Here is a 12,241-nt window from a genome sequence, read left to right as displayed (position 1 = left end):
CAGAAGAATTAATCGTCCAGCGACCACACGTACTGGACGCGCGTCCAGGATTCAAAGGGAACGCCGTCCACCGTCCCCGGTTTGAAGCGGCATTGCGACAGGCCGCCAATTGCAGCGCGGTCGAGATCCCGATAGCCGCTCGATTTTTCCACTTTCGACGCCGCCACATGGCCATCCGTTCCGATCAGGAAGGCCAGCGTGACGGTGCCCGTATCGCCATTGCGCAAGGCCGACTGCGGATAAGCGGGTTTGGCGCAAGCCCGCATTTCAATCACCGGCTGCACGGTTAGCGGCTCGTGTTTCGCCACCACGATATCCCCACCGCCCGCCGCCGGCGGACCGGGATTCACGGGGCGCCGCACGGGCACGCCTTCCGGAATGGTGGGCGTGGTGTCGGTAATCGTGACCGTGACCGGCCAATCTGTCGGCGGACGCACGTCGGGCGGCGTGAACTGCGTTGGCATCGGCAGCGGGGGAGGTGTCTCGTATTTTGGCTCAGGCGGCAGCGGCAATACTTCGACCGCCGCCGGTCCATCCGGATGGTTGATCCACACCTTGGTATGCTGCAGGGCGAACACGAAAGCCATCACATGTGCCAGTCCAATCACGGCCATTCCGGTGTAGTTCTTGCGCTGGGAATTGAAATTCATGAGAACTCTCCTTTGCTAGTGCATGGAAGTATATTCTTCCAGTAAGTAGAAATTTGCAATGGGTTTGTGTGGAATTTTTTGCTGTGATATCGTTCTGCCTATGGACAAGAACATTCGCGCATTGCTGGCAGACGATCATCCCATCGTAATGGACGGCTTTGCCATGACCCTGGGCGCCCATGGAATCGAGGTGGTGGCGCGCGCCAAAACGCCGGAAGAGGCGATCTCGGAGTTCCAAAGGATGGAACCTGATGTTGCTATCCTGGATATCCGTTTCGGTGAGCAGCTGACGGGCCTGGATGCTGCGCGCCAGATCCTGAAGGCCAAGCCGAACGCCCGCGTCATCTTCCTGACCCAGTTCGATCAGGACAGTTTGATCAAGGAGGCCTACCGCATCGGCGCGCGTGCCTTCATCACCAAGGATTGCGATCCTGAGGAACTGGCGCTCGCCGTCAAGCGCGCGCAGCACGGCGAGCTGTATTTCATGCCGGCGATTGCGGAGCGCCTGGCCAGCCTGTCCGTACTGGGCGAGCAATCGCCGCAAGCGCTGCTGGATGAGCGTTCGCTGCAGATTTTCACGATGATGGCGGAAGGGCAGACCAACGCCGAAATCGCGGAAAAGCTCGATGTGTCGAGCAAAACCATCAGCAACACCAGCCAGGCCATCAAGGACAAGCTGGGCGTGCAGCGCGCCGCCGACATCACGCGCCTCGCAGTACGCCATGGCCTGATCCAGCCTTGACCATCATGCCGCGCCTGAGCACCCGTACGCGGCTGCTGCTGATCACGACCTTCCCCTTGCTGGTGCTGTTCGTCACGCTGACCTGGTACAGCCACCAGTCGCGCCAGGAGGAAGTGCGCGCCGAATTGGCGGAGCGGGGCCAGTTGCTGGCTGCCGCGCTGGCCAGCAGTGGCGAAGCGAGCTTGATGGGCGGCCAGTTCGACGAACTGAAGGCGTCCATCTACGRCATGATGCAGGGCGATTCAGCCATTAAGCGCGTGACGCTGCTGGATGCGAGCCGCAAACCCCTGGTCGATGTGGAAGCGCGTACCTCCGGCCAGCCGGAAGCCCGTTACTTCGAGGCGCCGATTCATAAGCGGCTGCTGTATGTGACCGGCGGCGGCGACCGCAATGTCGGCACCATGGGCTATGTGCAGGTGCGCATGTCCGCTACCGCGCTGCTGGCGAAGCAGAGGCGCCGCTTCTACATCGAGCTGGGCGTGGCCAGTCTTGGCCTGCTGCTTTGCCTGTCGCTGGCTTACCGCATGACGGACGGATTCGCTGCCTCGCTCAAATCGTCAATGCAAGCCTTGCGCGCCGCAGACGAAGAAAAGCGCCGCTTGCTGCAGCGCGTGAACACCGCCGTGGAAGATGAGCGCAAGAGCATTGCGCTGGAAATCCACGATGAACTCAATGCCACGCTGATTGCTGTCCGCCTGGAGGCGCAGCAAATCACTGCGCTGGCCGCGCAGGCGCAGCCCGCGCCGCTGGCCGGGCAGATCGGCGACAAGGCGCGTGCGATCACCAGACTGGCGCTGGGCTTATACAACAGCGGCCGCTCGCTGGTCCGCCGCCTGCGTCCCGAAGTGCTGGACATGCTTGGCCTGCAAGGCGCGCTGGAAGAAATGGTGAACCAGTATGAACGCAATCACCCTGACTGTCATTTTGCGCTGCAGGCCCAAGGCGATTTCGCGGGACTGGACGGCAACGTGGCCATCAGCGCTTATCGCATCGTGCAGGAAGCGCTATCGAACATCGTCAAGCACGCCCGCGCACGCAATGCCACGGTGGCGCTGCTGCGGCGCGATGGCCGCCTCGAGATTGCCGTTGCCGATGATGGCGTCGGCTTCGATCCGGCACACACGGCAGAAGGCATCGGCATTGCAGGCATGAAGGAGCGCGTGCAGGCGCTGGGCGGACGCTTTGCCATCGCCACCGCCAACGGCACGCGTATCGCGATCAGCTTGCCGCTGGAAAGCTGACGCGGATCAGCAAGCCCTTGCCGTTCGCGCCGGCGTCGAGGGCAATGGTGGCGTTGTGCAGGGCAGCGATGTCGCGCACGATGGCCAGGCCGAGGCCGGAGCCGCCGGGGTTGGTCTGCATCGAGCTGGCTGCGCGGTAGAAGGGTGAGAACACGCGGTCACGGTCCGCTTCAGGAATGCCGGGGCCGCTGTCTTCCACTTCCAGCACGGTGTGTTCGGCATAGCGCATCACGCGCAGAATCACGCTGCCGCCGGATGGCGTGTAGTGCAGCGCATTGTCGACCAGATTGGCGACCAGCTCGTGCAGCATCAGCGCCTGGCCGGCCACTTCCGCCTCGGTATCGCCTTCCAGCGAAAGATCGATATTGCGGTTGACAGCGGACAGCGCCATTTCCAGTGCCACCTGCTGCACCATGGCGCGCAGCGGCACGGGTTCCGGCGTGTGGTTGCCGCTATGTTCGATGCGGGCCAGCATCAGCAGGCGGTTTGCCAGGTGGACGGTGGAGTCGGTGGTGGCGGTAATGCTGTTCACGATTTCGCGCAGGTCGGCGCCGCTGGCATCACGGTTGATGTCACGCTGCGCCATTTCGGCCTGCGTCTTCAGCACGGTCAACGGCGTGCGCAGCTGATGCGAGGCGTCGGCAATGAAGCGGCGCTGGTTGGCGATCAGTTCCTGAATGCGCGACATATAGGCGTTCATGGCCTGCACCAGCGGGCGCATTTCCTTGTGCACCAGGGCGGGATCGAGATCGGACAGGTCGGATACGCTGCGCGTTTCCACTTCCGCTTTCAGGCGCATCAAAGGCTGGAGCACCAGCCGTACGGCAAACCAGATCAGCAGACCGGCCACCAGCACCACGCTGGATTGCCACACCACGGTGTCGAGCAGAATCTTGTTGGTCAGGCCGCGCCGCGCGTCCAGCGTTTCACCCACCTGTATCAGGGCGATTCCGCGCATCGAACTGTCGTACACCGGCTGCAGCAGGGCGGCAATGCGGATCGGCTGCCCGTTGTAATTGGCGTGATAGAAGCGCACCAGGGCAGGGTAGTTCTCGGAGCGCGGCACATTGGGCGGCACAGGCGGCAGGTCGTCGTAGCCGGACACGGTTTCGCCCTTGATGCCGGTGACCTTGTAGTAGATGCGGCCCAGCGTGTCGGTCTCGAAGCTGTCCAGCGCCACATAGGGCACATCGGCCACCACGCTGCCATCGACCACGGACACGCGTTCCGCCAGTGCGCGCGTGGACGCCAGCAGCGAACGGTCATAAGCCTGATCCGCCGCGTCGACCGCATTGCGATAGACGGACACGGTATTCAGCAGCTCCAGCAAAATCAGCGGCAGCAGCAGCCAGCGCAGCAACTGGCGGCGCAAGCTGCCCAGTGGCGCGCCGCCTTGCCAGCGCAGTCGAAGACTTTCGAGCAGCGCCGCCATCAGACCTTGGCGTCGCGCGGCTGCAGCAGGTAGCCGATGCCGCGCAGGGTGGTGATGGCCGCCGCGCCAGGCTCCGTGCTTTCCAGCTTCTTGCGCACGCGGTGGATATACAGCTCGATCGCATCGAGGTTCGCATCGTCGGCCAGGGCGAACACTTCGTCGAACAGCTTTTCCTTCGCCACCGGTTTGCCGCCGCGCGTGATCAGCGCTTCCAGCACCGCGTGCTCGCGCGGCGTCAGCGCCAAGCTGTTGCCGTAGTAGCTGAACATGCGCGATACCGTATCGAATTTCAGGGCGCCGCATTCATAGACCAGCGCCTCGTTGCCGCTGCTGCGGCGCAGCAGGGCTTTCACGCGCGCTTCCAGTTCCACCAGTTCGAAAGGTTTGGCGAGGTAATCGTCGGCGCCCAGATTCAGGCCTTGCACACGGTCTTCCAGTCCGCCGCGCGCCGTCAGGATCAGCACGGGCGTCTTGCGGCCGCGGGCGCGCAGGCGCTTCAGCACTTCCAGTCCATCCATCTTCGGCAGGGTGAGGTCGAGGATGATCAGGCCATATTCCTGCGTGAGCAGCAGCGCGTCAGCATCGGCGCCGTTGTCCGCGCATTCGACCGTCAGATGGGCATCGCGCAGGGCTTTCGAGAGCCAGTGTTGTAATTCTGTGTGGTCTTCTACTAACAGTATGCGCATTGAAATGTGGCTGAAAGGCGATTGAAAGGTTGACGATTTTATAGTTGAACCGTGCCAGAGCAAGATCGAGCACAACTAACTATAAACCCAGGAGACAGCTTGTGAAAAGAACTTCCACGACGATCGCCGTCGCGGCGATGCTTACCGCCGGTGGCGCAGCCCACGCACAATCCAACGTTCAAGTCTATGGCCTGCTCGACGTCGGCGTCGACGTATCCAACAACGCCGGCCCGAATGGCGGCACCCTGAGCCGCGTCAGCTCGGGCGGCATGAACACTTCCCGCTGGGGCCTGCGCGGCTCCGAAGACCTGGGCGGCGGCCTGAAAGCCGTGTTCCAGCTGGAAGGCGGCATTCTGATGGACACCGGCGCCATTGACGGCCAGCTGTTCCGCCGCCAGGCCAACGTCGGCCTGGAAGGCAGCTGGGGCCGCGTGGTGCTGGGCCGCTCCTTCACCAGCGTGTACGACACCGTGATCCGCTTCGACCCGATGGGCTTCGCGCCGTTCTACTCGTGGGCCACGACCGCCAGCGCGACCGGCCCAAGCAAGTACGGTATGACCACGGGCTTCGACAATATGATCAAGTATTCCGGCAAGACCGGAGACTTCAACTACGGCGCGACGTATTCCTTCGGCGAACAGGCCAACGGCAGCCACGCCGACAGCGCGAAATATGCCTTCGCCACCAGCTACGAATCCGAAGGCCTGGGTCTGATGGCGACCTATGAACGCGAGAACGGCAATACCGTAGCCGCCACCGGCAATCGCGACGAAACCTCGGTGATCCACGCCGGCGGCTACTACCAGACCGGCCCATTCAAGTTCTGGCTGGCCGGCCGCGATTTCAAGCTGAAGGCCGGCAAAGCCGCTACGCCGGACGTGAAAGCAACGACTTACTGGACCGGTGTGGCCTATAAGCTGCAGCCTAACGTCACGCTGACCGGCGCCGTGTACTATGTCGATGTGAAGAATGTCGCCGACGGCAAGGACGCTGATCCGATCATGTACGTACTGCGCTACCGCTACGCTGCATCCAAGCGCACCGACCTGTACGCGACACTCGGCTATACCAAGGCCCGACACGATCTGCTGACAGGCCTGTCGCGTGATGACGCGGCGTTCGGCAACAGCCAGCATGGCCTGATGGTCGGTATCCAACATCGCTTCTAAGTCATGAAAGCACTGCTGCACTTTTTGCTGGCTGCCGTTCTCCTGAGCGGCGCGGCGCTGGCCTCCGGCGCCGAATGCATCGTGCCGTCCAAGCCGGGCGGCGCGATGGACCTGACCTGCAAGCTGGTGCAGCAAGGCCTCACGCTTACCCCCAATCCGCCGCCGATGCACCTCAGCTATCTACCCGGCGGCATTGGCGCCGTGGCCTGGCATTCGCTGGCGGGCCGCCGCCGTGCCGAACCCGGCACRCTGGTCGCCTTCTCCGGTGGCTCCCTGCTCAATATGGCGCAGGGCAAGTTCGGCAAGGTGAAAGCGTCCGACGTGCGCTGGGTGGCAGCGCTGGGCGCGGACTACGGCATGATCGCCGTGCGCGCCGATTCGCCTTACAAATCGCTGGGCGACCTGGTCGCAGCACTGAAGCGCGATCCGTCCAAGGTGTTGATCGGCGTGAGCGGCACCATCGGCAGCCAGGACTGGCTGAAGATTGCGCTGCTGGTGCGCACGGCCGGCATCGATCCGAAAGTGCTGCGTTTCGTGGCGCTGGAGGGCGGCGGTGAGGCTTTCACAGCGCTGCAGGCTAATTTCGTGCATGTGGTGTCGGGTGACGCCTCGGAAGCGCACCTGATGGCGCCTGGCGGGAATGTGCGGGTGCTGGCCGTGCTGTCGGAACAGCGCTTGCCTGGCTTGTTGGCCAACGTTCCGACTGCACGGGAGCAGGGCTACGACGTGGTGTGGCCGATTATCCGTGGCGTGTGGATGAGCCCCCATGCTACCGAGGCCGACTACGCTCAGTGGGTAAGTAAGTTCGACCGCATGATGGCAGATCCGGAATTTGCGCACATGCGCGAAGCGGCAGGCCTGTACCCCTTCAATATGACGGGCAAGGCCCTGACCGAATACGTAACAAAGGCCGTTGACGACTACGGCCGCCGCGCCAGCCAGCTAGGCCTGGTGCGCTGATAAAAACCTCCAAGGAGACATTGATGAAGATGAAGATGACGCTGGTCGCGGCTGCGGCAGGCCTGTTTGCAAGCTCCGCATTCRCAGAACTGCCGGCGGGCTATCCGGCCGACTACCAGAAGATCGTGGATGCGGCCAAGAAGGAAGGCAAGCTGGTGATCTACGGCGCCACCGACAGCAAGGCGACGCAGCCGCTGATCAAGGACTTCAGCGCCCTCTATCCGGGCATCACCGTCGAATACAACGATATGAATTCGACCGAAGTGTATAACCGCTTCATCTCCGAAGTTGCAGCTGGYGGCAATACGGCCGACGTGATGTGGTCGTCCGCCATGGACCTGCAAATGCGCCTCGCCTCCGATGGCTATGCGCTGAAGTACAAATCCGTGGAAGCGTCCAAGATCCCCGGCTGGGCAGTGTGGGACGATCAGGCTTACGGCACGACCTTCGAACCGGCTGCCATCGTCTACAACAAGCGCCTGGTCGATGCCAAGGAAGTGCCGCAGACCCACGCGGACTTCGTCAAACTGATCCAGCAGCCCAAGTTCAAGGACAAGGTCACGACCTACGACATCGAGAAATCCGGCGTGGGCTTCATGTTCATGACCCAGGATGCGCGTGAATATCCGAAGTTCCAGGAGCTTGAGAATGCGTTCGGCGCGGCCAAGGTGCGCGTGCAGTCGTCCACCGGCACCATGATGGAGCGTATCTCCTCCGGCGAAAATCTGATCGGCTATAACGTGCTGGGTTCCTACGCGCTGGTGCGCGCCAAGACCGATCCGTCGATTGGCGTGCAGCTGCCGAAAGATTACACGCTGGTGATGTCGCGCGTGATCTTCATCAACAAGGCTGCCAAGAACGTCAACGCCGCCAAGCTGTGGATGGACTATATGCTGTCGCATCGCGGCCAGACCATTGTCGCTAACGACTCCAAGCTGTTCGCCATTCGCGCCGATGTGACGGGCGAAACCACGTCCGCCGATCTGGTCAAGCAGATTGGCCAGGACAAGATCAAACCGGTGCCCGTACATCCGATCCTGCTGCAATTCCTCGGCCCGGCTAAGCGTATGGCCTTCCTGAARCAGTGGAAAGAAACGGCCGGTAAGAAATAAGGAGTAGTCCATGCATACCGCAACACTGGGCCGGCCAGCCCTGAACTGGCCGCGCGGGGTGGTGGTCGTCCTGACCTCGATCGCGATCTTCCTGCCCCTGTTCCTGATCTTCTATCAGAGCTTCCTGTCGGCGCCGTTCTTCATGCCGGGCAAGGAAGTGGGACTGGAGGCCTATCAGTTCATCTTCGAAGATCCGGACTTCGCGATGGCATTCAAGAATGGCCTGATCCTGGCGGCCGGCCTGGCGGCGATTGCCGTGCCGCTGGGCGGTATGCTGGCTTTCCTGATGGTGCGCACCGATCTGCCGGGCCRTGGCTGGATCGCACCGATGCTGCTGGTGCCGATCTTCGTGTCGCCGATGGTGATGGGCTTTGGCTACGTGGTGTCGATGGGGCCTGTGGGCTTCTACTCGACCTGGGCCAAGGATATCCTCGGCTTCATTCCCTGGAATATTTATTCGTTCACCAGCATCGTGGTGATCGCAGGGCTGACCCACGTGCCGCACGTGTATCTGTACGCTTCGTCCGCACTGAAGTCGCTGGGTTCGGACGTGGAGGAGGCAGCTCGCGTGGCAGGCGCTTCGCCAATTCAGGTGATGTTCAATGTGTCGCTGCCGATGATCATGCCGGCGCTGGCGTATGCGGGCGTGCTGGTGTTCTTCCTCGGCTTCGAGGTATTCGGCCTGGTGCTGGTGCTGGGCGATCCGGAAGGCCATCTTGTGCTGCCGACCTATCTGTACAAACTGACCAACAAACTGGGTACGCCTTCGTATCACCTGATGGCGGCGGTGGCGGTGTGCCTGGTTGCCGTGACCATGCCGCTGGTGATGGCGCAGCGCTGGCTGCTGAAGTCTGCCAACAAGTACGTGTCGATCAAGGGTAAGGGCGCACGCACCAAGGCCATGCCGCTGGGTCACTGGAAGTGGCTGGCTTTCGCGCTGCTGGGCGGCTGGCTGATCTTCACCATCGTGCTGCCGCTGACGGGCATCGCATTGCGTTCCTTCGTTGAATATTGGGGCGAAGGTGTGAAACTGACGGATGTGCTGACTTTGCAGCACTTCCGCGAGGTGTTCGAACAGCCATCCCTGATCCGCGGGATCATCAACACGGTGCTGATCGGTGTGATCGGCGGCGGCCTGGCGATTGTCTGCTACTGCTTCATTGCGCTGGCCATGCACCGCAAGCCGGACACGATTACGCGCCTGCTGGATTACAGCGTGCTGGTACCGCGCGCCATTCCGGGCCTGCTGGCTGGCCTCGCTTTCCTGTGGGTGTTCCTGTTCGTGCCTTCCTGGATTGACGGCTTTGCGAAAGGTTCCGACAACGCGATTGCGATGTGGGTTTCCGGTTCGCTGGTGCCGGCGCTGCGCTCGCTGCGTTCCACGATCTTTGCGGTGTGGCTGGCTTATTCGGTGGTGTGGATGGCTTACGGCATGCGCCTGATCTCGACGGCGCTGCTGCAGGTTGGCCCTGAGCTGGAAGAGGCGGCACGCGCAGTCGGTGCGCGGCGCGGCCAGGTCACACGCGATGTGACGGTGCCCCTGATCAAATATGGCCTGCTGGGCTCCTGGCTGATGATCTTCCTGATTTTCGAGCGCGAATATTCGACCGGCGTGTATCTGCTGTCGCCCGGGACTGAAGTGATTGGCGCGATGCTGGTGTCGCTGTGGGCGGGCGGTTCGACCGACCTGGTGGCGGCGCTATCCTTCATTAACATTACCCTGGTGGCGGTTGGTCTGGGTATCGCGCTGCGCTTTGGCGTCAAGCTGCATAACTGAGTGAACATCATGAAACGAGATTTGACCATGAATGAATTGAGCGTCAATGAGCTGCATCTGGAATACGGCAGCGGGGCGAGCGCGAATCCGATCCTGAAGGGCGTTTCGATGCACTTGCACAAGGGCGAAGTAGTGGCGCTGCTGGGGCCRTCCGGCTCCGGCAAGACCACGCTGTTGCGCGCGGTCGCCGGCCTGGAAAGCCCGAAGCAGGGCACGATCGACATCGGCGAGCGGCGTGTGTTTGATGGCGCGCGCAATTTCGAGATGCCGGCCGAGCAGCGCAATCTGGGCCTGGTGTTCCAGTCCTACGCGCTGTGGCCGCACAAGACCGTGAACGAGAACGTCGCTTACGGCCTGAAACTGCGCAAGATGCCGAAGGATGAAATTGCCAGGCGCGTGGGCGAGGTGCTGAAGCAGTTGGGCCTCGGCCATCTGGGCGAGCGTTTCCCGCACCAGTTGTCCGGGGGGCAGCAGCAGCGCGTGGCGATTGCCCGTGCCCTGGTGTACAACCCGCCGGTGATTCTGCTGGACGAGCCGCTGTCCAACCTGGATGCCAAGCTGCGCGAAGAGGCGCGCTCCTTCCTGCGCGAGTTGATCGTGCGCCTTGGCCTGTCCGCGTTGATGGTGACCCACGACCAGGATGAGGCGATGGCGATCTCCGACCGCATCCTTCTGCTCAATAACGGCAAGATCGAGCAGCAGGGCACGCCGCAGTCCATGTACGAAACGCCGGAGACTTTGTTTACGGCCGAGTTCATGGGCAGTAATAACCGCCTGCCGGGCAAGCTGGTGAGCCGTGATGGCAATACGGTGCGCATCGATGTGGCGGGCACGCAGCTGGTCGGCACGGCGCGCGGCAACGTGGGCGCGGAGACTGCGCCGTTGATCCGCGTGGAGGAAGTAAAGGTCAGCAGCTCGCAGGCCGACAATGCGCTGGAACTACCGCTGTTCACCTGCATGTATCTTGGCGACCGCTTCGAGTGCCTGTTCAAGAAGGGCGACATCAGCGTGCGCGCCTACTCCAAGTACCGCCTGGACGAAGGCAGCTACTGGCTGCAGCTCCCACAGGACAAGCTCTGGGTGTTCTGAGGATGATCGTGGCGGGTGCGGGACCAATCTGGCGGCATCCGCTGCGGTGGCCTTTCCTTGGGGCGGTGGCGGTTGCCATCCTGGCGGCGCTGCTGTGCGTACAGCTCAACACGCCGCTGCCATGGATTATCGGCCCCCTGTTCGGCACCGCCGCGCTGCGGCTCGCGGGCGTACATCTGCACAGCCCCGTGCGCGTGCGCGAAGCGGGGCAGTGGGCGATTGGCACTGTGCTGGGACTGTATTTCACGCCGGCCGTGCTGGCAGTGCTGGCCGGACGGGCAGGTTTCATTGCCCTGGCCGTGGCGTTTTCGATCGGATTGGGCTGGCTGTGCGGCTTCCTCCTGCAGCGGCTCACGGGGACCGATCGCGCCACGGCATTTTTTTCGATGGCCATGGGCGGGGCGTCGGAAATGGCGGTACAGGGCGAGCGCCACGGCGGCGATGTGCAGCGCGTGGCTGCGGCACACAGCCTGCGCGTGATGATGGTCGTCGCCACGATACCGTTTGCAGTGCGCTACTGGAGCGTGCATGGCATGCCTGCGGTGCCCGAGCCTACGGCCAATGCAGCCATCAGCGCGTCCGGCGCCGCTGCCGGATCGGCGGCCGGCACGGCCACGGCGACGCTCTCCGGCCTGGCCACGTCCACCGCGCCGAGCGTCGCTGCGTTGGGCGTGCACGTGCCGGGGCTGCTGCTGTTGATCGCGTTGACGTCCGCTGCGGCGCTGCTGTTCAAGCGCAAAGGCGTGCCGAACGCCTGGGTYATCGGCCCGCTGCTCGCGGCGGCAGCGCTGACCGGTTGCAGCATCCATTTGAGCGGTGTTCCGGAGTGGATGGTCAGGGCAGGGCAGCTGTCCATCGGTATTTCGCTGGGCACGCGCTTTTCGCCGGAATTCCTGCGTGCGGCGCCAAGATATATGGCAAGTGTGGCCGTCTGCAATGTGTTTGCCATGACGCTGGCTGCGGGATTTGCCGCGCTGCTGGCCTGGGCCGCGAACATCCACCCCGGCACCGCGGTGCTGGCCACCTCGCCGGGCGGCATCGCGGAGATGGCGCTCACCGCGCGTACCTTGCATCTTGGCGTGCCTATTGTGACAGCCTTCCACGTCTGCCGGATGGCGATTCTGGTGCTGGCGATAGGCCCGCTTTTCCGCTTGATGCAACAGCGGAGCTTGAGCTAACGCAGAGTGAGGGGCAGTGGCATTGTCCGGCAGGGCAATGTCATGTATGTTGTCGGTATTTTCACTGTCAGTCACTCCGACCATGAGCCACGCCAGCCAGTTCACCCTGTTGAAACAGCGCCGCTTCGCGCCATTCTTCTGGACGCAGTTCCTGGGCGCGTTCAACGACAATCTGTTCAAGACCGCCCTGATCGTCATCCTGACC

Annotated in this window: 11 protein-coding genes; 8 read left to right on the top strand and 3 right to left on the bottom strand. The window is 62.6% G+C overall.

Annotation, left to right across the window (positions count from 1 at the left end):
* Nucleotides 1-8 precede the first annotated feature (8 nt).
* Nucleotides 9-650, bottom strand: coding sequence for an energy transducer TonB (locus AB4Z11_RS08550; protein ID WP_442024392.1), 642 nt, complete (start codon nucleotides 648-650; stop codon nucleotides 9-11).
* Between the two features lie 100 nt (nucleotides 651-750).
* Here AB4Z11_RS08550 and AB4Z11_RS08545 point away from each other — a divergent pair, with 100 nt between their 5' ends.
* Together AB4Z11_RS08545 and AB4Z11_RS08540 are read left to right on the top strand one after the other, a co-directional pair.
* Nucleotides 751-1,392: a response regulator gene (locus AB4Z11_RS08545; RefSeq protein WP_442024390.1), complete on the top strand. Its 642-nt coding sequence runs from the start codon at nucleotides 751-753 to the stop codon at nucleotides 1,390-1,392.
* 5 nt (nucleotides 1,393-1,397) lie between these two features.
* Complete coding sequence (locus tag AB4Z11_RS08540; RefSeq protein WP_442024394.1) at nucleotides 1,398-2,633, top strand: ATP-binding protein; 1,236 nt, start codon at nucleotides 1,398-1,400, stop codon at nucleotides 2,631-2,633.
* Here the strand turns inward: AB4Z11_RS08540 and AB4Z11_RS08535 are convergent.
* Together AB4Z11_RS08535 and AB4Z11_RS08530 are read right to left on the bottom strand one after the other, a co-directional pair.
* Nucleotides 2,611-4,065, bottom strand: coding sequence for a sensor histidine kinase N-terminal domain-containing protein (locus AB4Z11_RS08535; protein WP_442024388.1), 1,455 nt, complete (start codon nucleotides 4,063-4,065; stop codon nucleotides 2,611-2,613). The two genes, AB4Z11_RS08540 and AB4Z11_RS08535, sit on opposite strands and share 23 nt — an antisense overlap.
* The gene (locus AB4Z11_RS08530) at nucleotides 4,065-4,751 is read right to left on the bottom strand and encodes a response regulator (protein ID WP_442024386.1); all 687 of its coding nucleotides are present in this window, start codon (nucleotides 4,749-4,751) and stop codon (nucleotides 4,065-4,067) included. The genes AB4Z11_RS08535 and AB4Z11_RS08530 overlap by 1 nt, the downstream gene beginning before the upstream one ends.
* A 101-nt stretch (nucleotides 4,752-4,852) precedes the next feature.
* On the opposite strand from AB4Z11_RS08530, the gene AB4Z11_RS08525 reads away from it, so the two are divergent.
* The 6 genes from AB4Z11_RS08525 (at nucleotide 4,853) to AB4Z11_RS08500 (ending at nucleotide 12,036) form a co-directional block, all read left to right on the top strand.
* Nucleotides 4,853-5,920, top strand: a complete 1,068-nt coding sequence (locus AB4Z11_RS08525; protein WP_442024384.1) for a porin — start codon at nucleotides 4,853-4,855, stop codon at nucleotides 5,918-5,920.
* 3 nt (nucleotides 5,921-5,923) lie between these two features.
* Nucleotides 5,924-6,880 (top strand): Bug family tripartite tricarboxylate transporter substrate binding protein, encoded by a 957-nt coding sequence (locus AB4Z11_RS08520; RefSeq protein WP_442024382.1) that lies wholly within the window; start codon nucleotides 5,924-5,926, stop codon nucleotides 6,878-6,880.
* A 23-nt stretch (nucleotides 6,881-6,903) separates the two neighbouring features.
* Nucleotides 6,904-7,992 carry an ABC transporter substrate-binding protein gene (locus tag AB4Z11_RS08515; protein ID WP_442024380.1) on the top strand — a complete coding sequence of 363 codons (1,089 nt, stop codon included), beginning with the start codon at nucleotides 6,904-6,906 and terminating at the stop codon, nucleotides 7,990-7,992.
* Between the two features lie 10 nt (nucleotides 7,993-8,002).
* A complete protein-coding gene (locus AB4Z11_RS08510; RefSeq protein ID WP_442024378.1) occupies nucleotides 8,003-9,769 on the top strand; it encodes an ABC transporter permease in 1,767 nt (588 codons plus the stop codon).
* A gap of 27 nt (nucleotides 9,770-9,796) precedes the next feature.
* Nucleotides 9,797-10,858 (top strand): ABC transporter ATP-binding protein, encoded by a 1,062-nt coding sequence (locus tag AB4Z11_RS08505; RefSeq protein WP_442024376.1) that lies wholly within the window; start codon nucleotides 9,797-9,799, stop codon nucleotides 10,856-10,858.
* Nucleotides 10,859-10,923: 65 nt separating this feature from the next.
* Nucleotides 10,924-12,036, top strand: coding sequence for an AbrB family transcriptional regulator (locus tag AB4Z11_RS08500; RefSeq protein ID WP_442024374.1), 1,113 nt, complete (start codon nucleotides 10,924-10,926; stop codon nucleotides 12,034-12,036).
* The last annotated feature ends 205 nt before the right edge of the window (nucleotides 12,037-12,241 follow it).

Source organism: Pseudoduganella sp. RAF53_2 (assembly GCF_052113985.1).
GTDB lineage: Bacteria > Pseudomonadota > Gammaproteobacteria > Burkholderiales > Burkholderiaceae_D > Rugamonas.
The sequence above is the reverse complement of the archived record's forward strand: the minus strand, read 5'-3'. Positions and strand labels throughout refer to the sequence as shown.

Coding starts and splice junctions, on each gene's coding strand:
- AB4Z11_RS08535 (WP_442024388.1), bottom strand. CDS start 4,065: ATGGCGGCGCTGCTCGAAAGTCTTCGACTGCGCTGGCAAGGCGGCGCG.
- AB4Z11_RS08545 (WP_442024390.1), top strand. CDS start 751: ATGGACAAGAACATTCGCGCATTGCTGGCAGACGATCATCCCATCGTA.
- AB4Z11_RS08530 (WP_442024386.1), bottom strand. CDS start 4,751: ATGCGCATACTGTTAGTAGAAGACCACACAGAATTACAACACTGGCTC.
- AB4Z11_RS08550 (WP_442024392.1), bottom strand. CDS start 650: ATGAATTTCAATTCCCAGCGCAAGAACTACACCGGAATGGCCGTGATT.